We start from the raw sequence: 22,742 nt of genomic DNA on the forward strand, positions 1-22,742 counted from the left end.
TGGGCTAGGCGCGTCCGGAACATGCGGCGGCGGGCGGCGGCGTTTTTTGTTTCGGCAAAATCTTCAGGAATTAGAAGCGAAGCGATATGCTTGAATTTCGTCCCCTCACGAACAGCTTCGCCAATCGAAGTGATGCCCAGATCAAAAGCCCAGATGGAGGGTGAAGAGGGAGGTTTAGATGACGTTGTAGGTGTGTTCACTAAAACCTGTTTACCATGCCACTCTTAGCTTGGAAATGCGATACTCGTTCCAGAGGCAGTCTGCAGAATGTGAACTAGCCAGGATTGATAAGCTTAGGAATTTGAAGTTAGCATTGATTTTTCTACGAAGATGAACATTCTCTGGGGATGTTATGTCTAGCATAGCAGCCGTCGAACCTCACAGTGATCAGACCATCCATCATCCTGATGATTCGCATCAGAAGAAAACTATTTGGTCATATCTTTGGAGTTACGACCACAAAATCATCGGATATCAATATCTTTTCACCAGCCTCGCGTTTCTTTTCCTCGGAGGCGGTCTGGCTCTAATCTTGCGCTGGCAACTGGGTTTTCCAGGCACTGGATTTCCTCTTATTGGACGGCTGATTCCTGAGCCATACGCAGTCGAAGGAGCGATTTCACCGGGGTTTTATAACATGCTTTTCACAATGCATGCCACGGTGATGGTCTTTCTCGTGATTATGCCGCTGTTGATTGGGGCCTTCGGAAACTTTCTGATCCCTCTGCAAATTGGAGCAAGAGATATGGCGTTTCCGTTGCTCAACGAATTGTCATATTGGCTTTATTTTACCTCTGGTGTGATTTTGTGCTACAGCTTCTTTGTCCCTGGCGGCGCCGCGAATTCTGGATGGACGGCATATGCGCCGCTAAGCACAGTGGCCGCTTATAATTTGACGGCGCAAGGTCAGACTCTGTGGTGCTTAGGATTATTTGTAAACGGATTGGCGTCCATCGCGGGCGCTGTGAACTACATCACAACCATACTGAACATGCGGGCGCCAGGGATGACGCTCTTTCGCATGCCGTTGACGGTGTGGGCGTTGTTTATCACCTCAATTTTGCTTTTGCTTGCCGTGCCTGTGCTTTCCGCCGCTGCCGTGATGTTGATGTTTGATCTAAATTTTGGCACGCACTTCTTTACACCCTATGCTAAAGAAGCGGGCGAAACTGCTGTGCGTTTGACCGGCGGCCAGCCGCTGCTCTGGCAGCACCTATTTTGGTTTTTTGGACATCCTGAAGTTTACATCATGATTCTTCCGGCTATGGGCCTTGTGTCTGAGGTTTTGCCCGTCTTTGCGCGCAAACCGATTTTTGGCTACAAAGCTATGGTCTATGCAATGGCGGTGATTGGTTTTCTAGGGTTTATCGTATGGGGACATCACATGTATGTGAGTGGTATGAGCTTGACGCTCTCTTCTGTATTCTCCTTCTCTACCATTTTAATCGCTGTGCCCTCTGCAATAAAGACATTCAACTGGCTCGGCACACTGTGGGGAGGCTCGATTCGATTTACGTCGGCCATGATTAGCGCGATATGCTTCATTTCGATGTTTGTCATTGGGGGCCTATCGGGGATTTTCATAGCGACGACAACTGTGGACCTTTTCGTTCATCATACCTACTTCATCGTGGCGCACATACACTACGTCCTCTTCGGAGGCAGCCTTTTTGGAGCCTTTGCGGGATTGTATTACTGGTATCCCAAAATGTTCGGACGAATGATGAATGAGACACTCGGAAAAATTCATGTGATTTTATCGTTTATATTGATGAACTTCACATTCTTCCCGATGCACAATCTTGGTCTCGGGGGCATGATGCGAAGAATCGCCGATCCCACGCTTTACGAGCATCTACGCCCCTTGCAACCGATCAACCAATTTGTCACACTCAGTGCCATTGCACTGGGGTTTGTGCAATTTATCTTAATCTACAACTTCTTCGTCAGCCTAAAGCGCGGCAAGAAAGCCCCTATCAACCCATGGAATGCTAACACTCTCGAATGGACGGTGCCTTCTCCTCCACCGCACGGCAACTTCGGTCCGACTTTGCCTACCGTCTATCATGGCCCATACGAATACAGTGTCCCTGGTGCTCTGAAGGATCACATCATGCAGACTGAGCCCCCTGAAAAGCTTCCCGAAAGAGCCCGTCAGGAGCTAGCAGCTGCTCATCAATAAGCAATCTCAGGTTAACTCCGCCTCATGAAGGTCCCCTTCACCAAGCTCAATGGCGCAGGCAATGATTTCATCGCCATAGATAATCGTGAAGGTCAATTCAATCTCACCAGGGAAATGATTGCTCGGCTATGCCATCGTCACTTCGGTATCGGTGCTGATGGGCTTTTACTCGTAGAGAGAGCGGATGAACCTGCAGCCGTAGATTACCGCATGCGCTACTTCAACTCCGACGGAGGAGAAGCTGAGATGTGTGGCAATGGAGCACGATGCTTCGCTCAATTCACCAAAAATTTTCCTCGCAAAAACCCCAATTATGTTACATTCAGCACTCCCGCTGGAAATATCACTGCAGTTTACAAAGAAGATAACACGATAGCGATAGATCTTCCTCCGCCGCACGATTTGGTCTTGAATCGGTCTGTTCAGCTTGCCGAAGAGACAATATTTGGCCACTCGATTAATACAGGCGTGCCTCATTTTGTCACCTTTACGGATGAACTCGATCTCGTGGATGTAGCTCGCCTCGGCTCTGCTCTACGGCATCATGCGGTATTTCGGCCTGCGGGCACCAACGTGAATTTCGCCACCATACTCAGCCCTGGTCATCTCAAAATTCGCACTTACGAGCGCGGGGTAGAAGCAGAAACCCTAGCCTGTGGCACTGGGGTAGTCGCTTCAGCCTTGATTTATCACCTGACTCAAGGCGCTCCGTCCCCGATCCTCGTCGATGTTGCTGGTGAAGCAACCTTGATAGTTGTTTTTGAAAAAAACTCCACTGGCGATTTTATCCATCTCAGCCTTCAAGGCCCTGCTGAAACCGTTTTCCATGGCACAATTGAAATTTAACCGTTTAATGATAAGCCTTCTATGAACTCGCCTCTTCAACTCCAAGGAATTTACACTGCCTTAGTGACCCCATTTCGAGCCGGCCAGATCGATTTCCCAGCCCTTGAAAAGCTCATTGAGGAGCAGATTGCGGCAGGAGTCTCTGGTGTCGTCCCAGTCGGCACAACCGGCGAATCGCCCACACTCACGCATCAAGAGCATATCCGAGTCATTGAGCAGACCATTAAATTTGTCCGTAAACGCATACAAGTCATTGCAGGCACTGGTTCGAATTCGACTCAAGAAGCCATCGAGTTAACTCAAGAGGCTCAACGAAAAGGAGCAGATGCAGTCCTGCTTGTAGCTCCTTATTACAACAAACCTACACAATCAGGCCTCATAGCCCACTTTACGGCTATCGCCAAGGCTTCTCCAATTCCACAGATTCTCTACAGCATTCCGAGCCGCTGCGGAATTGAGATAGCTGTCGAGACTGTCGCAACGCTGGCTCGCACCTGCCCAAATATTATCGGCATCAAGGAAGCGGGAGGGTCAGTCGATCGTGTGAGTCAACTTCGACAGGTCCTCAGTGATTCTTTTGTCATCTTATCCGGTGATGACAGCTTAACTTTGCCCTTTCTAAGCGTCGGAGCAAGAGGGGTCATTAGTGTCGCCAGCAACCTCATCCCACGTGAACTCGTGTCGCTCTGGAAAGCTTGGAACGAAGGCCGGATAACAGAAGCCGAGCAATGGCACCGCAAACTGTATCCGCTCTTTCGTGATTTGTTTATCGAAACCAACCCTGTCCCTATCAAAATGGCACTTTCTCGAAAAGGCTGGATGACTCCTGAAGTCCGCTTACCTCTCGTCCCGATGCAACAAGCAAACTACAACAAACTTGAGGTTACATTAAAAATGCTAGGCCTTTAACCCCTAAACCCTTGGCGACTATACATGACTTCTCAACACACAGTAGCTATCGTCGGAGCTCGCGGGCGAATGGGGCAAGTTTTGATGCGCCTCTCATCGAATTCTTTTGCGCGAGCTATCCCCCTCGATCAAGGCGATGACCTTGGCGCAGGCATCCAGCAGGCTGATGTCATCATTGAATTTGCCCATCACACCGCTACCCCACAAGTTTGTCAGCATGCAGAGCAATTTAAGAAACCTTTGGTAATCGGCACGACAGGCCACACCGCAGAGGAGAAGCAAACCATCTACCGCCTCGCCTCGATTCTTCCCGTAGTCTATTCCGCAAATTTTTCTGTCGGTGTAAATCTTCTTTTCTATCTCACAGAAATTGCGGCGAAGGTGCTCAAAAACAAAGGCTATGACTGTGAAATTATCGAAATGCATCACCGACAGAAAGTAGATGCGCCAAGCGGGACGGCACGAAAGCTACTGGATATTCTTTTGAAAATTAACGAGCTTCCGCCTGAAGCTGTATCCCACGGCCGAGAAGGCGAAGTGGGAGTTCGTCCAACCAATCAAGTTGGTGTGCATGCTTTAAGAGGCGGAGATATAGTAGGAGAACATACCGTTATGTTTGCTGCTACCGGTGAAAGGTTGGAACTAACTCACAAAGCCTCAAGTCGTGAGATTTTTGCTTCCGGAGCCCTCTATGCAGCGCAATGGGCTCTCGAAAAATGGCAGACAATGAAGGCTCAATCAAATACCGCTCAAGCTCGACTCAACCGTCCTTACGATATGCAAGACGTTCTTGGTCTCTCCGAAAGTTAATCGCGATGATGCAACAGCCCACTCACATAGTAGGGATCGCTCTAGGATCAAACTTGGATAATCCCCAGGGGCAAATCGAAAAAGCAGTCTTATTTCTCACTCATCTCGCTTTTCAAAAAAAAATCCGAGTCGCACGCCCAATCCTCACTGAACCTGAAGATTGTCCGCCAGGCTCACCGCTCTTTGTTAATACAGTCGCTGAGATGGAGTGGGCAGGAACACCTGAAGAGCTATTGACTCACCTCCAAAATTATGAACACGAGTCGGGACGGCCGCTTAAGCGTTCAAAAAACGCCCCACGCCCAATCGATCTTGATATAATTTACTTTGATAATTTGGAGATCGAGACCCCACAGCTCATCATTCCTCATCCTAGGGCTCATTTGCGCTCCTTTGTTATAGAACCCTTGAGAGAAATTGCGCCGCATCGAGTAGAGTGGCTTCTTGCCAAGGCTCAAAAGAAAGGCTACTAAAGCTCCATGGCCACTCTGCAAGTTCGTGTCGTCACTCCAGATGGCAGTGTGCTAGACGAAGAAGTCGAAAGTGTTGTCCTGCCCGCTGTCGAAGGAGAAATGGAGGTTCTGCCTGGGCACATTCCAATGATTGTGCAAGTGAAGCCGGGCGAGCTGCGCGTTCGTCGTGAAGGAAAGTATTATGAGTATGCAATTGGCGAAGGCTTCGCAGAGATCACTGGAAAACAGGTATCTCTGGCTACAGATACTGCCGTAAAAGAGAGCGACATAAACGAAAAGACAGTCGAAGAAGCGATCAAGCGGGCAGAAGAAGCTATCCGCTCGCAGGCTTTAAAAGGTGAGGAGCTCGAGGCGACGCAAGCAGTGCTCGCCCGCTCGCTAGTCCAACTTCACTTGAAACGTCGTCGAGCGCCTCGCACCTAAAATAAAGTCAAATCGAATCAAATCCTTCCATCAACCGCGGTAAAGGCGACTCATAAGCTTCGATTAATTCTTGTTTAGGTAGCGATAAACGACGTGTGCCCTGTAAAAAATGGAGTGATGGATTTTCGCACGTGTTTTTTTCGTATCGACCTAATCGTAAACAAGGCATCCCCCGATGCTGAGCCAGATCTAGGACAGCCAAGAGATGATGCTGTGAAATACCAATCAATATTCTTGATGCAGTCTCGTTGAATAATGTCAGACAAAGAGACAATTCCTCTGGCACTTCGATCGTCAGAGACGAAGCACTCGAATCCTGAATGTAGGATTCTGCTACCGCCACAGCGAGTCCGCCCTCACTTAAATCGTGCGCCATTCGAATCCAACCGTGATGGATGAGCTCGAGCAAGAATTGTGTGATGGCTCTCTCGAATTCTAAATTGATCCTAGGGACTGAACCTGCTTTTAACCCATGAATTTCATAGGCGTAGATGCTAGCCCCTATTTCATCTCCCCAAGATCCAAGAAGAAGCAACTCATCTACCGAAGCATTGAGGCTTTGGCGGGTGATCATCTTTTCGTCTTCGATTAATCCAACTAGTCCAAATGTAGGAGTGGGATCAATCGCCCCATTCGGAGATTGATTATACAAGCTGACATTTCCACCCGTAATCGGGATTCCAAAATGCTGGCAAGCTTCTGCCATGCCTTCAACACACTCTCGGAGTTGCCAGAATATTTCTGGGTCATAAGGGTTACCAAAATTAAGATTATCCGTGGCACCAAGAGGACGGGCTCCGACACAAGCGAGATTTCTCACGGCCTCTGCAACGGCATGCTGAGCTCCGCGGCGAGGATTGAGGTAACAATATCGTGCGTTGCAGTCTATTGTTGCCGCAAGATATTTCCATTTTCCACCACACAAGACACGAAACACTGCTGCATCACCGCCTGGGAGAATAACTGTGCCGAGTTTGACTTGGTGATCGAACTGGCGATAGACCCATCGTTTTGATGCTATCGAAGGCGCTCTCAAAAGCCTAAGTATAGCCTCACTGCAATGCTCGATGGAGTCATCGGTCGGGATAGTCATAGATTCAAGTGAGCGAAGATAACGCGGAGGACAAGCTTCACGATGATAGACAGGAGCATCCTCAGTCAACGAGCGTGCTGGGATTTCTGCAACGGTTTTTCCTTTATCTTTAACGCGAAGCATCCCATCCGATGTAACGTAGCCAATCTCTGCTGCCGGAATCTCCCATTTTTGAAAGACCTGCAGCACTTCTTTTTCGCGACCTTTTTGAGCGATGATCAGCATGCGTTCTTGAGATTCGGAAAGCATGATTTCATAAGGCGTCATCCCTGGTTCTCGCTGCGGCACTTTTTGCAGCTCAATTTCTATGCCCATCTCTGCCCGTGCAGCGGTCTCGCACGTTGAGCATGTCAATCCTGCTGCGCCCATGTCTTGGACGCCTACAACAGCATCTGTGGTTTGAAAAAGTTCAAGACATGCCTCCATTAATAATTTTTCCATAAATGGATCACCGACTTGGACAGCTGGGCGTTCTGCTTTGGAGTCCTCCGTTAGATCTTTGGAGGCAAACGCGGCTCCTGCGAGACCGTCACGCCCGGTATGAGCGCCGACATAAAACACAGGATTACCCTCTCCTTGTGCACGTGCGCGCCTGATTTCACGATGCTGCAAAATGCCGAGACAAAAGACGTTTACGAGAGGATTGTGATTGTATGATGGGTCGAACTGAAGCTCACCCCCTATTGTCGGAAGACCAACACAGTTGCCGTAGTGGGCGATTCCTGCGACGACACCGGAGAGTAAGCGACGATTTTTTTTGGCCTCCTTGTTATCTCCGCGTATTTCGCCGAAGCGCAGAGAGTTCATTAAAAAAAGAGGGCGAGCGCCCATTGTAAAAATGTCGCGGATAATTCCACCAACACCTGTGGCAGCACCTTGAAAAGGTTCAACAGCACTCGGATGATTGTGAGATTCGATTTTGAAGGCGACAGCCCAGCCGTCACCGATGTCCACGACGCCAGCGTTCTCTTCGCCTGCAGGAACGAGAATCTGTGGGGCACGAGTAGGGAATTTTTTGAGTTCAGGCTTGGAATTTTTATATGAGCAATGTTCACTCCACATTACGGAGTAGATGCCGAGTTCGGTAAGATTGGGGTGACGCCCTAGAATAGAGTAAATACGTTGATATTCCTCTGAAGTTAAGCCGTGACGTGTAATGACGGCGTCAGGGATGGGTGGATTCATGAGGACGCAGCCATGGATCGTTTCTTTTTGTGCCAGTGGAGAAGTGATTGAAAAATTAGAAGGCCGTCTGTATTGCCAAGGATTTCCTCGCAGGCTCTTTCGGGATGTGGCATGAGTCCTAGCACGTTGCCTTTTCTATTTAGTAGTCCTGCAATATTTTCAATTGAACCGTTTGGGTTGGAAGCGGGGGTAGGAACGCCCCCTGAATCGCAGTAGCGAAGGGCAATTTGATTGTGTCGGAGGCTCTGACGCAAGTTAGTTTTATGGTCGATATAGCAACCTTCTCCGTGTGCGATCGGAAGCTTGAGAATCTGATTTTTAGCGGCTAGGCAGAGGAACGGGTTTTGGGTGTTTTCGACTCGGAGATAGACTTCCTCACATCGAAAATGTCGTGAGGCATTACGCACAAGAGCGCCTGGGAGGATGCGTGCTTCACATAGAATTTGGAAGCCGTTACAGATGCCGAGAACGAATCTTTCTTTTTGGATATGCTCTTCGATAGCTTTCATGATGGGAGCTGAACGCGCAATTGCTCCGCATCGAAGGTAATCTCCGTAGGAGAAGCCTCCAGGCAAAATGACTAGGTCAGCATCTTGAAGGGAGGTTTCCTTATGCCAGACAAGGTAAGTTGGGGTTTTTAAAATATGTTCGCCCACGTAGAGGCAATCTTGGTCGCAGTTTGATCCAGGAAATTGGATGACGGCGATACGCATGATTGCTCTGCGTGGGCGTCGGATGAGCCGCTCGAGACTCTATTAGGATTTTTTAGCTGACGATTTCTTTTTTGCTGCTGCTTTTTTGGCCGCAGGCTTTTTAGCGCCAGCTTTTTTAGCGGCGGATTTTTTTGCAGTGGGCATAGGTGTGCCTTTCTTTTTGGTTTGTTGCGTAACCTCCTTGCTGGAAAAAGAACGTGTAGATGCTTGAGGTTGGCTCTTCGAGCGCAGTGGACGTGAGTGGCGATTATGAGTCATTCGAGTAGCTTGTGTAGAATCTAAAGCATTTATTTTTTCTATCAAACGGCTGGCGTAATGTGGAGAGTGAGTGTCATCGGTGTTTTCCAAATCGCTTGGGGCTTCGGGAGAGGAAAGCTTAAGGTGATAATCTTCTATTACAGGATTTGAAAGCAGCTCTTGGCATAGTGTGTGGAGCTTAGCCTCTGTGAGTGAGCGATTGGTGCCAGAAATTTTTAACTCGATAAGTTTCCCAACGCGTGCGTCTTCGACACAGGTCATTCCGTGTGCGTGTAGTGCGTTCTGAACAGCCTTTCCTTGCGGATCGAGGATGTTTTGTTTGGGCATCACAGTGATAGTGGCGTGTATCATTCCAGAGAATGATTTAAAACATCTTTTGAAATTTGCGTAGAAAAAAAAATCAAATTCGCAGAATTTTTTGGGGTCTAGCTTTTTAGGTGAATAGGCGTGCAGTGATGAAAAGCAAGACCATTGCTCCCGGAATCAGCCAGGGACGGGGATCCGCAGACTTTAGAATTTCTCTTGGTGAAAAGAAGACAAGCGTCGCGCTCAGAACCCACCATGAAAGGTAATTTTGGATTGGGATAAAATCTACTGCATTTCCTTCAGTATCGATCCATCGCCAGTAGCCGCGTATTTCGACGGCATAAGGCTCTAGTATCCAATCGATAAATGTGACTAGAGTCGCCGTAGCGACCGTTTGTGAGATGGGGGATGCATAGGGGAAAAGGCCTCGGATGAGCATGAGGCATGAGGTTAATAGTGCTAACCATGCTAGAGGGATGGCCAACGGAAGAACGCCCATGAGTTTCATTCCTAATACGTCGGTGTAAACATAGTGCCCAAATGGGATCCCAGTAAGAGTGCCGCATGATTCTACTGAACCAGTGATTATACACACTAGCGCAGCCCAACGGCGTGCTTGACTAACGCCCCAGTGTCGGATCGCAAGGAGATGTGCATTCAAAGCAGCGAGGAAAATCATAATTGTATCGCCCCAACGTAAGAGCCAGTGGAGCGACGCCTTGTGAAGGGGTAGGTGAAAGAGGCGTTCGGAAAAAGCTTTGAAGTTGATGTTATCTATTGTCTCGTGGTTGATTTTCAGGCTAACTGTAATAAGCCCGCATAGGGTCCAAATTAAATAAAGGGCGAGAGCTGTAATTTCTAGTTTTGAGAATCTTGATGGCATTTTGAGTAGAGAATTTAGCTTTCGGAGGCGTCTAGTGGAAATTGTTCCATGATTCTTTCTGCAACCATCTGTGCACTGAGAATAACCATAGGGATGCCTCCGCCTGGATGTGTTGTGCCACCGACAAAGAATAGGTTACGAGGATTGGAAGCTTGAATGGGAGGACGCCATAGGGATGTGATTATGCTGTGGGATGCCCATCCGTAGAGGCTTCCGAGGTATGTGGAATCTCTAATGGAGATGTCCAGCGGAGTGATGCGATGGCGGAACTGGATTCGTTTCGACAGAGATGTGATGTTGAAGGTGTGTTCAAGACGATCGATGATCGCTGCGTCATATTCGTCTAGCGTCTTAGGGAAGGAGTATAGAGCGGCAGTAGAAGGAGCATTGATCAGAATGAAGTAGTTATCGTGGTGAGGCGGAGCGTCTTGAGGATCAGTCCTGGCAGTGATGGAAAGGTAGATTGTGGGGTCAGTAGGGAGACATTTTTGGTTGAATATCTCGTCGAACTCTTGCTCGTAGTTATCGGAGAAGAAAATGTTGTGATGCTCTAGTCTCTCCTCTTGGCCTTCCACAGCCAAGAGAAGGATATAAGCGGAGCATGATAGCTCTTTGGAGGCAATATCCATTTGTTGTGCTTTTGAGGTGTAAGGGCGAAGCCATGTGCGGTGGGCCTGGATCACGTCGGTGTTTGCAACGATGATTTCCGGCGTGATACGATGTCCCTCGTAGGAGATGATTTCACCGTTTTGAAATCGTGCGACGTGGCGACCATAGTGAATAGAAACTCCTAGCTCTTTGGCAAGTTGTGCTAGAGCTTGAGGGATGCGAGCAACTCCACCTTTGGGATACCAAGCGCCAAAGCGATACTCGACATAGGGGATAATATTAAATGCTGCAGGGGCGCGAAATGGTGATGAACCATTATAGGTGGCATAACGATGAAAGAGTTGTCGCAGATGGGGGTCTTGGAAGAAACTGTTCACCTTTTCGGCTAATGTTTGCAAGTTGCATATTTTGGGAAGGTGGCGCAGCAGTATGAAATCGTGCCACTGTATGCGTTGAATCCAGCGATCAGGAGGGTGGCGTAAGAAAGTTGGCTCGGCCAGTTCATACAGAGCCCGGGCGTAGTTCAGAAATTTGGTGACCTGAGGATCTTTGAAGAACTGCGCGTTTTCATCGATTTGGTGGCCATCAGACCAAAAATATCGGCAGATTTGGTTGAGCCGGATTAAATCGAGATAGCGTTCTAGTGGCCGTCCACACAGAGCAAAGAGGTCACGGAGTAGGTGGGGCATTGTGATTAAAGATGGGCCTATATCCCATCGAAAATTGAGGTGACGGAACTCTTGAGCTTTACCTCCAGGTGTCTGGTTTTTTTCCCATATCTCAACAGTGTAGCCGGCGTGAGCAAGGCGGATTGCAGTTGCGAGACCACCGATGCCTGCTCCTATGATAAGAACGCGTTGTGACACGTGATGCAGTATAAAGAAGGGTTTAAAATATCAAAGCAATTGAAGCAATGGCAGGCCAAGGTATTTGATGAACTTAGTTTCTCTGCAATTCATCTTCTGCATCTGCGAAATTCATTAGACGATCAGTATCGAGAGCGATTTTGCAAATATATCGATAGTTGGAGAGGAGCCACCCTGGACGATTACTATGCTATGCCTAAAGCATGGCGACCCATGTGGGCGATGCGGGGACAACGCCGCTTGATTCAAGTGAGCCCTTTGGCAACTGGATATGTTGAAAACGATACGGCTCACTATGACCTTTATCCTTGCAAGGCTGGATGGAAGGCTCCGACGATGCTTATTGCTCATGGATTAATGTCTGTGAGTGATTGGGGTTACCGCCGGTGGGCAAGTAGATTGAATGAGCTAGGGTGGAACGCAGTATTTGTGCATTTGCCTTACCACTATGCTCGCAGACCGCGCGGAAAGTGGTCAGGGGAGCTTGCGATCACAGCAGATCTTATACGTAATGTGGAGGGTCTGCGGCAATGTGTGATCGAACTCCGCAGTCTCTGTGATTGGCTGGAGAGACAGGGATGCACTGAAATAGGGGGGTGGGGAACGAGTTATGGAGGCTGGATATTGAGTGTGCTAGGAGCAGTGGAAAGGCGATTGAAACGGGTTATTCTCGTTGAACCGATGATCAATGTGGAGAGCGGCATTTGGAGCTCTCCGGCATCGAGAGTTATTCAGCGGAAATTGAGACAAGTTGGGATAAAACTTTCAGATGCTGAGCCGCACTTTAGGTTATGCTGTCCGAGGTATATGAGCTTGCATTGCGAACCTCGCGACGTGTTGCTCGTAGCCGGGGAGTATGATGAAGTGACGCCTGCGTATGAAATCGAGCAGCTCCATCGTATGTGGAAAGGCTCGCATTATGCTTGTTTCCCGCAAGGGCATGTTGGTTACACGTTGATGCCGGAGAGCTTCCGTCTTGCTCTGAACCTGTGGCCTGAGATTTGGCGGAAATAAGGAGACGTATCAGTAGATGAAGCGTATTTTTATTCCTCCAAAGGTTTGGAGGCCATCCGGACTGCTTTCCAGCGGGACAAGCTGGGCAAAATAAGGTGATATCGTAACGAAAGAGTTAGGTGAATAGTCCAACTGCAATCTGAAGACTGTGTGGTGTAAGTGGTGGGGATGCTCATGACTGCTATGGTGATGATCGTCGGCGTGCTCATCCCTTGATTTCTTAGACTCATAAGCTCTGATCCCGAATTCAATAGCTGGGTTGAGGATCAGTGAGCTGGAGCCTTTCTTTGATTGGATCAGCGGGATGTAGGCGTTTATGGCAGGATCTAGGTAAAGAACGTTCTCTCTGAATATCCAGTGACCATGAATTGAGGGAACTATGTAGGGGAAACCGAGGTAGGAAAGGCCGAAATTGAAGGAGTGGTCGTCATGATATTTGCCATGGTGTTTTTCTGAAGACTTTTCTTCGTCTGAGTGGTGATCCTCATCATCGTCATCGTCGTGATCATCATGATGGTGATGAGCATCGTGCTTTTTGGGCTTAAAATCCCCAGGCTGTCTTCTCCGGAAACTGTAGCCGATTTCTCCCAGCCATTTCTTGTATTCATATGAGAAATTCACGTATGCATCCCATGCAGTGTAGTATTTATGGGTGCCGAGGGTGCTAGCACCGCCGATCGTGACGTGATCGGTTAGTTGGATGAAAGGAGCGAAATAGTAGGCACCGCCTTTACGAGGCTCTCGTAATCCATGATGAAAATTTTTTGTATGTGCGCCAGTCTCGAGGCCGATTGCCCACCATTTTTGCTTAAATTTTTCTTTATGGTTTGTGGATACGCCGGTAGGCGGCTGATGGCGATGGTGGGGATGACCTTGATGAGCGTCAGCCATCTGTGAAGCAGGCAGGAGAGTAACCAGTAGTGTGACTAGGTAAGTGAATTTCGTGTTCATAGCGTTTGCCAAAATAAAACAAAAATTGTGCAAACGCAAGTAATTTGCATTTATTGAGACTATGCAGTGGGGGCAGTGAGTATGGATATGTGGGGGAGTAAAAATGGAGGCGGCGGGAATCGAACCCGCGTCTTTGACCGAGCTTTAGTTCGTGACTACAAGCTTAGTCGCGAGTAGTTTCGGCCGAAATGTAGTCGCGACGCTATTTCGGCCTAGCGTTCTGTTGGTTAAGAGTGGCTGAAGTCAGAACGCGAACTGCAACCACAATTTCGGCTTCATACACGCCATTGAAGCTTAGCCGAAATCGGCTTCAATGACGCTCGCGGGGCTAATTAAGCCGCGAGAGCGAGGTTTGCCTCGCTAGCCACATTTCTGTTGGCATTTTTCTTTTAAACAGGCGGATTTACGAGGCGGCCTGTTTAGTCCTCGGCTTGCCACGAGCTATCACATGGTCAAATCGAAGCCATGTCGCCCCCAATTGGATAGAATATGCTGATTATACTTTGTTAGCAAGAGGAATTACTGGCTAGAGGTTTGCATAAATTTATCGTTTAGGTAGATTAAATCGTGTGGAATTTTCTGAGGTATTTCGAAGTGGGCAATGGAAGAGTTGGCCTAAGGTAAAGAAGGTAGAGAAACTGCTTTTTGATTCGGCATGCAGTAATGAAGCGCTTTCGGCTGAGGCATGGCGTTTGACTCGCCAATATTTCGGCCGGACAATGAGGCTTTTTGCGCCAGTTTATTTGTCCAATGAATGCATTAATAATTGTGCCTATTGTGGGTTTTCTCGGGATAATCCGATTTTTCGTGTGACGCTTTCGGTCGATGAGGTCGAGGCTGAGGTTAAGCACCTTTGGAGAGAAGGGTTTCGGAGCGTTTTATTGGTGGCTGGGGAACATCCTAAATTTGTTTCGCAAGATTATCTGGTCCGGTGCGTTGAAAGAGCGAGGAAGTGGATGCCGAGTGTAGCGATTGAAGTAGGGCCGATGGAGGTGGATGAATATGTTCCGATAGTTGGAGCGGGAGCTGAAGGGCTAGTGGTATATCAAGAAACGTATCACCGTGAAATTTATGCGACCTTACATACGGCGGGGCCTAAGCGTAATTTTGATTGGAGGCTAGATTGTCCGTCGAGGGGAAGCCAGGCTGGATTTCGTCGAATTGGTGTTGGTGCACTTTTGGGGTTAGCTCCGTGGGAGACAGAGATGTTGGCGCTGAGTGCTCACGTGGAGTATTTGTTGCGGCGAGCTTGGCGTTCTCAGTTGACGATTTCTTTGCCGCGTCTGAGACCGGCCGCAGGAGGATACGAACCGAAGTTTCCTGTGTCAGATGAGACGTTGGTCCGTATGATTTTGACACTCCGAATTGTTTTTCCACAGGTCGGTATAGTTTTGTCGACCCGTGAGCCTGCTGCTCTGCGCGACCAACTGATGACACTTGGGGTTACGATGATGAGTGCAGGTTCTCACACTGAGCCGGGAGGATATACTGGAGCTGGACGTGATAATTTGCATCTGACAGAGCGCGGCAGAAGGGTCGACTTGGCTATGGATCAAAGGCGCCATGCAGAGGCTACCGAGCAGTTTGTAATATCGGATGAACGGTCTGCTGGAGAGGTGGCACTGGCTTTGCAGGCGCGCGGTATTGAGCCGGTGTGGAAAGATTGGGATTGGGCATTGTGAGAATTTTTACCTTTGCATATATGAATGGAGCCGAAGATGAGTCGGGAACTTGAGAGCGCTACAAGTTGTTATCCTGAAAAGCTCAATAAGATTGTTCAATTTTTTCAGGGTCTATCTGATGAGGAGCGGCGTGAAAATTTAATTAATTATGCGGATAGCGCTAAGCGTTATGCTCCACGGGAAGGGATGGTGTTTGATCTGGAAGACGTTCGTAAGGATGAAGAATGCACAGATACGGTAGGGATTTTTCTCAAGATAGATCCCGTTCAGCAAGGCGCACACTTCTATGTCTCTCTGGGTCCTGAGGTGCAGACCTTAACCCGTGCGATGACTGCGATATTATGTAAGGGGTTGGACAATGAAAAACCGGAGACAGTTTTGGACGTGCCGGCGGATTTTGTTCCGAAGATTGTAGGGGCAGAGTTGGTGAGGTTGCGCAGTCAGACTTCTTATTATGTTCTAGGAAGGATGAAGGCTATTTGCAAAGCATGGTTAGATCGTGAGCGGATGAAGCAACAAGAAAAACGATAGAATTCTCGTTTTTTATCCTACGCGGCTTGACCGATGGCGCTGATGAAATATAAATTTCCATGATGAAGTTTTTTTTAGAGATTGTATTGCTGAATGTTTTAATTTTTTGCGGTGCATTAACTCTTGAGGCAGGATTGGTGTGGCGCCCGGGCGAAGGGTGGGTTGATGAAAGTGGAGAAATTGCTGCAGCAACTAGCTCAAGAGAGCAACTTGAAATCGGCAATCGTTATTTTGAAAAAGGGGATTATGATAATGCTTTGAAAGCCTATCGTAGTTTGATTCGGAGATGGCCGCTATCATTCATGGCTCCGGAGGCACAATTCAAAATAGGTCAGTGCCTAGAAAAACGAGGGGCCTTTTGGGATGCTTACCGCGCTTATAATACAATGCTCCAAAAATACCCCAACAGTGAATTTTTCAATCAAGCTCTAGAGCGGCAGATGGCTATCGGTAACCTTTATTTAGCAGGGGAGAAGAGACGACTATTAAAAATACCACTTGGTGCAGATTATCAAAAGGCGGTCGAAATATTTGAAGGAATCGTCAGGACAGCGCCGTTTAGTCGGTTTGCTCCTGAAGCGCAATATAAAGCGGGTTTAGCAATGGAAAATATGAGCCGTTATATCGAGGCCGTAGCGGCTTATAACCGAGTGTTGGAGAGGTATCCGGCGGATGATATTGCTGATGATGCGCAGTATCAGATCGGATACGCTTGGCTAAGAGCCTCTCAAAAGTCTGATTATGATCAGAGTGCCGCGCAAAAGGCGCTTGAAGCGTTCGAAGAATTTCTGATTCGATACCCTACAAGCGAAAAAGCCCCGCAGGCGCGTCAGCACATTAGCCGACTTAAGGGATTAAGTGCGGAGAGCTCTTTAAACATTGCGCGGTTTTACGAGAAACAAAAAAACTACGAGGCCGCTTATATCTATTATAACGATGTGATTCAACAAATGCCCGAGTCAGAAGATGCGAAGATTGCTCAGAGAAAAATCGATGAACTGCGAAGCATAGTTGAGAGACAACGCATAAAGCAAAAAGTCCCTTCGTTATCTTCAGACTTCCCATCATCGGTCACGGGTAAGAGTAGAGAGAAAAAACGTTGATTATAATTTTTAGACACTTTTTCATGGGAGTAGCGAATTGGGTTCCGTCTTCCGTCTGTTTTCTATTTATTCTCTTTTTTTTCCTTGGTTGTGCTGGATATCAGGTTGGCAACCTTGTCGATTCTGGTCTGCAAGGTGTTAAAACGATCTTTGTTCATCCACCCAAGAATCTGACTACAGAGCCAGGGCTTGGAGTGGCGTTAGGCCATGCGCTCATGCATCGGATTGAGGAGGATGGGCGTTTTAAGCTTGCATGTTTATCTGATGCGGATGCTTTTTTAGAAGTCGTGATACGCGAGAATTACCGGACACCACTGCGCTCGATTCGAGAATCGATAAATCGCACAGCTCAATATCAATCTCGGCTGAAAGCAGATGTCGTATTAAAAAATCGATCTGATGTGCTTCTCCTCCCTAGGCGCTTGATAGAAGGTGAAAGCGTTTTTTTTGTGCAAAATGATTTTCAAGAAAGCGAGCGTCAAGGTCAAGAAGACGCTATCGGTAAACTTGCCGATCAAATCGTCTCTTATCTTGTAGAGCAGGCTTGGTAAGCGTGGTATAGATAGCTGCACTTAGATTGATAGTTTTAGTTCATCATTCTCAATCTATGAGTATCACCTGGTATCCGATAAAAGAACGCGCTTTACTCAAAGTCTCAGGTAAAGATGCTCTTCGTTTTCTCAATGGCCAACTAACGAATGATATTAAAAGCCTTGATTGTGACCATTCCATGCTTGCAGGCCTTCTTAATGCAAAGGGTAAATTTGTTTCAGAACTGTGGGTCCGTCGAATTGATGGTGCATTTATAATCGATATATCCAGCTCAGATCGTGACGCTGTTCATCGGCGTCTTGAAAATTTCATAGTTGCGGATGATGTCTCTATAGAGCCTTATTCAGAGGATTGGAGAGGGTATTATGTTGTAGGAGAATCAATAGTCAAAAACATGTCTGATACTCTGTTTTACTCATATCGTTGGGGAATTTCTGGTTACGAAATATGGAGTGATGCACCGATAAGTTTTCTGCAGAGGGAGGCTGAATTAAGCGATCATGACGTTCTTGTGAGACGAGTTGAAAAAGGTATTGCCGAGTGGCGAACCGATTTTGATGAAACATATTTTCCCCAAGAAGCTGGCTGGAATGAGAATTATGGATTGCACTTCCACAAAGGGTGTTACATAGGCCAAGAAATCGTGTCACGCCTTCAACACGTAGGTCATGTTAATCGACAGGTGAAACGCTTGATTTGTCTCGATCGATTGAGTGAGGGCGATGGAAGTTATTTAGTATCCAGAAGACTTAGTTGTAATGGTCAAGAAATCGCCACAATGACGAGCCTAGTCTATTCGCAACGTTATCAAGCGTGGATAGGTTTGGCCACGATTCCTCGTGCGTATTGGGAGCAGCGCCTTGATTTGGATGAAACGCAATGGGAAGTTATGAAGTGAGGTTGTGGCGCAATAGATGTGAGTGAACCCAACGGCAAGCCGTTAAGAAAAATTTCCAAACACTGGAGTAACATATGACCGACTCATTCCACAGCATACTCAAGAACTGTGTGGCTGTTATCTCCTTTGATAAAATCACAAACAGCAGGGTGAAGAAAAATAAATTGAAAGCTAAAATCACTATCAACGAAAAAATGTAACCCTGATCGGCAAGATCTGGTTGCTGGTTGTGCAATACGGCGAGTGTGAAGGTTAGGTGAAAGCCCCATGTGAGACCAATTCCCAAGAACAAGAGACTGTGCCATAAATCGCCAGAAAAATAAAAATCTCCACACCACCAGAGAAAAATCCACAGAAGCGTGTAAATCGGCACACAGTAAGGGGACAGTGCTATCCACCAGTTCATACGGTCCGATCTCACGTGCCCACCTTGTGACGTCACCTTAAAATCATAGACTTTACCCCGTGACATATACACAGCTAGCACATGAGTTAACTCGTGACCAAAGACATAAAGCCAAAAAGGTTTAGGTAAAATCAAATACGCGATCAGCCATCCTGCTGCGCCGATTAACAGTAAGCCAAACCAAGACGCTGATGATCCATCTTGCGCCCACCAATGTTGAACCAACTTAACTAAAGCAAAAACCCATGCCACACATAATGGCGTCATTAATATCGCCAACAAAAACTTCCATCCTCGATACATTGATCGTGGATTACTCATGTGATTTTCAATCGGCTAAATGCCTTTTTTAAGCTTTTTCCGCAGCTATATTAAGACTTCTTAAAACTTTAGATTCATTGGCGAAAGTTGCATTTAGAAAATTTGAGTTACGCTATGCCTATGAAATCAAATCATACCGTATCATTGTTGGTTTACATTCTATTAAACCACACATTTGTTTTTTCCCAGATACCGACGCCTCAAATCCTTGAGCCTATTTCCGATGGGGCAGTGGTCAGTGCCTTTGATGTTCATATGGCCTGCGCTCCTTTTCCGGGTCCTGCTAATCAATTCGGGGGCACAGATTATGAAATATGGCAGGCATCGCCTCAAGCTTTGGTTTGGAAAGCAGATGCTGTCACAGGCCTGATCGCATTTCATGTTCATTTTGGTGATGGCACTTTTGTCGGGCCGCTTGCCGGGAAAAACAATCTAGATCCAGACCGTAATTATTTCGTACGGATGCGATTTCGAAACAACCAGAATATCCCTGGCCCATGGGCACAGAGAAATTTTAAGACTGCCCCACTTGGTGAGATTCAACCACTCAAAATAACAGATATACTCAATACCCCATTGCCACAGTGGCTAGATAGCACAGATGTGCCAGTCATCTTACCTCAAGCTGCTTCTCCTCATCAACTCTATGTCGAAAGCTGTTGTGGCCATACTTTTTTAATCATAAGCGGCTCAGATGGCACGATTAACGCGATCACCAACCCTACACCTATCGCCCTGGACAAATCTGTTAAAGTCCGCATCAAGGCCGGCAGCCAGCCGCTTCAAATCCCGTCTTCCACGATAAAATTTACCGATAATCAACCCGTTGATCGTACACTCTACTTGCCCAGCATTTCCCTTTCAGCCAACCAAGAGATCGCTTTCTGGATATCTGAGCAAGGGAGCTCCTACAAAGCGGTGTTAGGAGATACAGTCCCAAAATTTGACGAACTCGCGCGTGGTGCGGCGGTTCCGTGGACGGTGACGCAGCCAGGGTATGTCATTGAAAAAGTTGCCACTGGCTTCAGCTTGCCAGTCTCGATAAAATTCGTCCCATCTCCTAGCAATAATCCAAATGCCCCTTTCTACTACGTCGCTGAATTATACGGAAATATTAAAGTCGTCCGGCGAAACGGTGTCATTTCAAATTACGCAACCAACTTGCTAAATTTTAACCCCACTGGTTCTTTCCCAGGCACAGGTGAGATCGGTGTTGCGGATTTAGCCATCCATCCCACCACAGGAGATATCTATGCCACCGTTGTTTACCAAGACGGCGTCGATGCAGGAGGAAACCCGATCTTTTATGGTGAAGTTGTTCGTTTTACCAGCACAGACGGGGGGTTGACCGCAGCGAATAAAACACGGATCTTCTCAACATCGCCTTATCGCATCGCACAATCTCATCAAATTTCTGCAATTACTTTTGACAACCAAAACAACCTCCTTGTCAACGTCGGTGACGGCTTTATCCCTAGCACTGCATTAAATCTCGAAGACGCGCGGGGGAAGATACTGCGCATGACCACCACAGGAGCTCCGGTTTCTAGTAATCCGTTCTACAACATCTTCAACGGGATAACGATTCGTGATTATATTTACACATATGGGCACCGCAACCCCTTCGGCTCTGTGTGGCGTCGCCTCACAAACACACTCTACTTCACAGAAAACGGTCCCAATTCCAACGATCGCTTAGGTCGTGCATTACCCGGCCAATCTTTCGGCTGGAATGATACCGATATCTCGATGACGATAAATGCTCTCTACAACTGGGTCACTCCTGTTGCTCCTGTGCAGCTCGCCTTCATAGAAAGTGGCGTTTTTAATGGTAGCGGTTTCCCTCCGAATAAACTTAATCGTCTTTATGTCGCAGAATCCGGCCCTACTTTTGCTCTAGGCCCCGCCAATAATGGAAAACGTATCACTGAATTTCTCATTTCACCCAATGGCCAGCTGCAAGAAGCTCCTACTGTCTTCGCCCAATACGCGGGTAGTGGTCGTTCTACCGCATGTGCTATTGCTGCGGGGCCTGATGGTCTTTATTTTTCGGATCTTTATGCCGAAGATGCGACGCCTACTACTGTAAGCAAGCCTGGCGCAAATATCTTTCGTATACGTTTCCTAGGCACAGCTGACTTTTCGGTCAACGTCACAAGCGGCCCGCCTCCTCTGACTGTCCAATTTACCGACCAATCGACAATGCCTGGCGCGACACAATGGTTTTGGGAATTTGGAGATGGTAACACCAGCACTTTGCAGAATCCGACTCACACTTACACGACAGCGGGGACGTTTACAGTTCGGCTTCGTGTGACTGGAAGCAACGGCGTTGTTCAAACCAAAAAAGCAGGCCTCATCACAGTTACTACACAAAAAGTTGCTTTAATCGTTGCAGACAGCTTTACACTTAACCCTGCAGAGGAATTCGTTCGCCAACAACTCCTCAGCAAAAACTACGTGGTCAATGTCGTAACTGACGATCTCGTCACAACGGCTGATGCACAGGGCAAGTCACTCATCTATATTTCATCTACAGTTCTATCGGCGAATGTCGGAAACAAATTTACCAACGTCACAGTGCCGATCATTTGCGGTGAATCCTTTCTCTTCGATGATCTCTTGATGACGGGGCCTACACCTAACGTCAACTATGGGACGCTCTTCAATCAGACAGTCGGTATCACCTCGAATAATGCAAATGACGTTTTACTCACCGATGTCCCCAAGTCCAGCACAGTCGCTCTTACTCTCGCTCCTTCCACCTTTACATGGGGAAATCCTATCGGAAATTTTGTGACCTCTGCCTGGTCCACACATAACGTTGCGCAAGCTATTCTTTTCCGTTTTGAAAAAGGAGCAACGATGGCAAGTAGCTTTGTTGCTCCTGCCCGAAGACTCGGAATCTTCCTCGAAGATTTTACGGCGCAAAATCTAACGGAGTTCGGAACTCGGCTTCTCCGAAATGCAATAGATTGGGCTTCTAATCTTGTTCCCACCGTATCGATCACATCGCCTGCCTCATCTCAAAGCTTTACAACTAACACACCAGTGACGATTAACGTCAATGCTAACGACTTCGACAATCCCATCACAAAAGTAGAGTTTCTAGTCAATGGTCAGCTCATTGGTGAAGATACCACGGCGCCTTATTCATTCAATTGGAATGCCTCATCAGAGGGCACTTTCACCCTTACAGCCCGTGCGACAGACGCTCAAGAGGGGATAGCAGTTTCCTCTCCCATCACAGTGATCCGACGCACACCCTACAACCAATGGCGCTTCAACACTTTCAATTCGGCACAAGCCAATGATTCTCAAGTCAGCGGCCCTTCTGCGGATCCAGACCAAGACGGATTCCCCAACTTGATCGAATACGCTTCCGCAACACTTCCTCAAGATGCTTCTCAGATACCTATCCTTACTCCCACTATGGTCATGCAGTCTGGCCAGTCCTATTATGCAGTAAGCTACACACGCTCCATCAGTGCGACGGACGTGACGATCACCCCTGAAATCACCAGCGATCTGATCAATGGTCCATGGCTAAGTGGGCCAAACCATCTCACGACTGTTTCTACAGTTAACAATGGTAATGGCACCGAGACGATCACCGTTCGCGATGTCACTCCTTCCTCATCGAATGGGCGCCGCTTCTTTCGTCTCAAAATTCAGTTGAACTAAATTCTCGCATTCGTCTGAGAAAGACTCTGAGAAAGACTTTTTCA

21 protein-coding genes and 1 other RNA gene are annotated in these 22,742 nt (G+C 47.6%); 13 read left to right on the forward strand and 9 right to left on the reverse strand.

The features are described from left to right. The coding region (locus NZM04_00005; protein MCS7062426.1) for a hypothetical protein at window positions 1-200 on the reverse strand (200 nt) is incomplete at its 3' end. A gap of 152 nt (window positions 201-352) precedes the next feature. Between NZM04_00005 and NZM04_00010 the strand changes: the two genes are divergently transcribed. The 6 genes from NZM04_00010 to atpC are packed head-to-tail and all read left to right on the forward strand — an operon-like array spanning window position 353 to window position 5,643. Next, complete coding sequence (locus NZM04_00010) at window positions 353-2,182, forward strand: cbb3-type cytochrome c oxidase subunit I (GenBank protein ID MCS7062427.1); 1,830 nt, start codon at window positions 353-355, stop codon at window positions 2,180-2,182. A 24-nt stretch (window positions 2,183-2,206) separates the two neighbouring features. Then, complete coding sequence (dapF, locus tag NZM04_00015; GenBank protein MCS7062428.1) at window positions 2,207-3,028, forward strand: diaminopimelate epimerase; 822 nt, start codon at window positions 2,207-2,209, stop codon at window positions 3,026-3,028. A 21-nt stretch (window positions 3,029-3,049) separates the two neighbouring features. After that, window positions 3,050-3,937 (forward strand): 4-hydroxy-tetrahydrodipicolinate synthase, encoded by an 888-nt coding sequence (dapA, locus tag NZM04_00020; GenBank protein ID MCS7062429.1) that lies wholly within the window; start codon window positions 3,050-3,052, stop codon window positions 3,935-3,937. Window positions 3,938-3,961: 24 nt separating this feature from the next. Continuing rightward, the gene (gene dapB, locus NZM04_00025) at window positions 3,962-4,747 is read left to right on the forward strand and encodes a 4-hydroxy-tetrahydrodipicolinate reductase (protein ID MCS7062430.1); all 786 of its coding nucleotides are present in this window, start codon (window positions 3,962-3,964) and stop codon (window positions 4,745-4,747) included. A gap of 5 nt (window positions 4,748-4,752) precedes the next feature. Next, entirely contained in the window at window positions 4,753-5,220 is a 468-nt protein-coding gene (gene folK, locus NZM04_00030) for a 2-amino-4-hydroxy-6-hydroxymethyldihydropteridine diphosphokinase (GenBank protein ID MCS7062431.1), read from the forward strand. Window positions 5,221-5,226: 6 nt separating this feature from the next. Continuing rightward, entirely contained in the window at window positions 5,227-5,643 is a 417-nt protein-coding gene (atpC, locus tag NZM04_00035; GenBank protein MCS7062432.1) for an ATP synthase F1 subunit epsilon, read from the forward strand. 7 nt (window positions 5,644-5,650) lie between these two features. Here the strand turns inward: atpC and purL are convergent, their stop codons facing one another. From purL to crtI, 5 genes are all read right to left on the reverse strand, one after another. Beyond that, window positions 5,651-7,921, reverse strand: coding sequence for a phosphoribosylformylglycinamidine synthase subunit PurL (gene purL / locus NZM04_00040; GenBank protein MCS7062433.1), 2,271 nt, complete (start codon window positions 7,919-7,921; stop codon window positions 5,651-5,653). Next, window positions 7,918-8,634: a phosphoribosylformylglycinamidine synthase subunit PurQ gene (gene purQ, locus NZM04_00045; protein MCS7062434.1), complete on the reverse strand. Its 717-nt coding sequence runs from the start codon at window positions 8,632-8,634 to the stop codon at window positions 7,918-7,920. Before purQ ends, purL begins: the two co-directional genes overlap by 4 nt. A 42-nt stretch (window positions 8,635-8,676) precedes the next feature. Continuing rightward, window positions 8,677-9,243, reverse strand: a complete 567-nt coding sequence (gene purS / locus NZM04_00050; GenBank protein ID MCS7062435.1) for a phosphoribosylformylglycinamidine synthase subunit PurS — start codon at window positions 9,241-9,243, stop codon at window positions 8,677-8,679. Between the two features lie 82 nt (window positions 9,244-9,325). Next, complete coding sequence (locus NZM04_00055) at window positions 9,326-10,081, reverse strand: carotenoid biosynthesis protein (GenBank protein ID MCS7062436.1); 756 nt, start codon at window positions 10,079-10,081, stop codon at window positions 9,326-9,328. A 14-nt stretch (window positions 10,082-10,095) separates the two neighbouring features. After that, window positions 10,096-11,556 carry a phytoene desaturase family protein gene (crtI, locus tag NZM04_00060; protein ID MCS7062437.1) on the reverse strand — a complete coding sequence of 487 codons (1,461 nt, stop codon included), beginning with the start codon at window positions 11,554-11,556 and terminating at the stop codon, window positions 10,096-10,098. Window positions 11,557-11,748: 192 nt separating this feature from the next. On the opposite strand from crtI, the gene NZM04_00065 reads away from it, so the two are divergent. Next, on the forward strand, window positions 11,749-12,570 hold the full coding sequence (locus NZM04_00065) for an alpha/beta hydrolase family protein (GenBank protein MCS7062438.1): 822 nt from the start codon (window positions 11,749-11,751) through the stop codon (window positions 12,568-12,570). Window positions 12,571-12,579: 9 nt separating this feature from the next. Here the strand turns inward: NZM04_00065 and NZM04_00070 are convergent, their stop codons facing one another. Beyond that, window positions 12,580-13,521, reverse strand: coding sequence for a hypothetical protein (locus NZM04_00070; GenBank protein ID MCS7062439.1), 942 nt, complete (start codon window positions 13,519-13,521; stop codon window positions 12,580-12,582). 101 nt (window positions 13,522-13,622) lie between these two features. Further along, window positions 13,623-13,997: a transfer-messenger RNA gene (gene ssrA / locus NZM04_00075) on the reverse strand. Window positions 13,998-14,090: 93 nt separating this feature from the next. Between ssrA and thiH the strand changes: the two genes are divergently transcribed. Genes thiH through NZM04_00100 form a run of 5 tightly spaced genes read left to right on the forward strand, consistent with a single transcriptional unit; the run spans window position 14,091 to window position 18,287 of the window. Further along, window positions 14,091-15,203: a 2-iminoacetate synthase ThiH gene (gene thiH / locus NZM04_00080; protein ID MCS7062440.1), complete on the forward strand. Its 1,113-nt coding sequence runs from the start codon at window positions 14,091-14,093 to the stop codon at window positions 15,201-15,203. Window positions 15,204-15,239: 36 nt separating this feature from the next. After that, window positions 15,240-15,734, forward strand: coding sequence for a SufE family protein (locus NZM04_00085; GenBank protein ID MCS7062441.1), 495 nt, complete (start codon window positions 15,240-15,242; stop codon window positions 15,732-15,734). A 59-nt stretch (window positions 15,735-15,793) separates the two neighbouring features. After that, window positions 15,794-16,837: an outer membrane protein assembly factor BamD gene (gene bamD / locus NZM04_00090; GenBank protein ID MCS7062442.1), complete on the forward strand. Its 1,044-nt coding sequence runs from the start codon at window positions 15,794-15,796 to the stop codon at window positions 16,835-16,837. Further along, the gene (lptE, locus tag NZM04_00095) at window positions 16,834-17,388 is read left to right on the forward strand and encodes an LPS assembly lipoprotein LptE (protein ID MCS7062443.1); all 555 of its coding nucleotides are present in this window, start codon (window positions 16,834-16,836) and stop codon (window positions 17,386-17,388) included. Before bamD ends, lptE begins: the two co-directional genes overlap by 4 nt. A 56-nt stretch (window positions 17,389-17,444) precedes the next feature. Beyond that, window positions 17,445-18,287: a hypothetical protein gene (locus tag NZM04_00100; GenBank protein ID MCS7062444.1), complete on the forward strand. Its 843-nt coding sequence runs from the start codon at window positions 17,445-17,447 to the stop codon at window positions 18,285-18,287. Here the strand turns inward: NZM04_00100 and NZM04_00105 are convergent. Beyond that, a complete protein-coding gene (locus tag NZM04_00105; GenBank protein MCS7062445.1) occupies window positions 18,277-19,014 on the reverse strand; it encodes a hypothetical protein in 738 nt (245 codons plus the stop codon). The genes NZM04_00100 and NZM04_00105 overlap by 11 nt on opposite strands. Window positions 19,015-19,134: 120 nt before the next feature. Between NZM04_00105 and NZM04_00110 the strand changes: the two genes are divergently transcribed. Next, complete coding sequence (locus NZM04_00110) at window positions 19,135-22,698, forward strand: PQQ-dependent sugar dehydrogenase (GenBank protein MCS7062446.1); 3,564 nt, start codon at window positions 19,135-19,137, stop codon at window positions 22,696-22,698. Window positions 22,699-22,742 lie beyond the last annotated feature (44 nt).

The organism is Candidatus Methylacidiphilales bacterium, assembly GCA_025056655.1.
GTDB lineage: Bacteria > Verrucomicrobiota > Verrucomicrobiia > Methylacidiphilales > JANWVL01 > JANWVL01.

Coding starts and splice junctions, on each gene's coding strand:
- dapF (MCS7062428.1), top strand. CDS start 2,207: ATGAAGGTCCCCTTCACCAAGCTCAATGGCGCAGGCAATGATTTCATC.
- NZM04_00085 (MCS7062441.1), top strand. CDS start 15,240: ATGAGTCGGGAACTTGAGAGCGCTACAAGTTGTTATCCTGAAAAGCTC.
- atpC (MCS7062432.1), top strand. CDS start 5,227: ATGGCCACTCTGCAAGTTCGTGTCGTCACTCCAGATGGCAGTGTGCTA.
- NZM04_00055 (MCS7062436.1), bottom strand. CDS start 10,081: ATGCCATCAAGATTCTCAAAACTAGAAATTACAGCTCTCGCCCTTTAT.
- purL (MCS7062433.1), bottom strand. CDS start 7,921: ATGAATCCACCCATCCCTGACGCCGTCATTACACGTCACGGCTTAACT.
- NZM04_00100 (MCS7062444.1), top strand. CDS start 17,445: ATGAGTATCACCTGGTATCCGATAAAAGAACGCGCTTTACTCAAAGTC.
- NZM04_00065 (MCS7062438.1), top strand. CDS start 11,749: ATGCCTAAAGCATGGCGACCCATGTGGGCGATGCGGGGACAACGCCGC.
- NZM04_00110 (MCS7062446.1), top strand. CDS start 19,135: ATGAAATCAAATCATACCGTATCATTGTTGGTTTACATTCTATTAAAC.
- bamD (MCS7062442.1), top strand. CDS start 15,794: ATGATGAAGTTTTTTTTAGAGATTGTATTGCTGAATGTTTTAATTTTT.
- purQ (MCS7062434.1), bottom strand. CDS start 8,634: ATGCGTATCGCCGTCATCCAATTTCCTGGATCAAACTGCGACCAAGAT.
- NZM04_00010 (MCS7062427.1), top strand. CDS start 353: ATGTCTAGCATAGCAGCCGTCGAACCTCACAGTGATCAGACCATCCAT.
- folK (MCS7062431.1), top strand. CDS start 4,753: ATGATGCAACAGCCCACTCACATAGTAGGGATCGCTCTAGGATCAAAC.
- dapA (MCS7062429.1), top strand. CDS start 3,050: ATGAACTCGCCTCTTCAACTCCAAGGAATTTACACTGCCTTAGTGACC.
- dapB (MCS7062430.1), top strand. CDS start 3,962: ATGACTTCTCAACACACAGTAGCTATCGTCGGAGCTCGCGGGCGAATG.
- NZM04_00105 (MCS7062445.1), bottom strand. CDS start 19,014: ATGAGTAATCCACGATCAATGTATCGAGGATGGAAGTTTTTGTTGGCG.
- purS (MCS7062435.1), bottom strand. CDS start 9,243: ATGATACACGCCACTATCACTGTGATGCCCAAACAAAACATCCTCGAT.
- NZM04_00070 (MCS7062439.1), bottom strand. CDS start 13,521: ATGAACACGAAATTCACTTACCTAGTCACACTACTGGTTACTCTCCTG.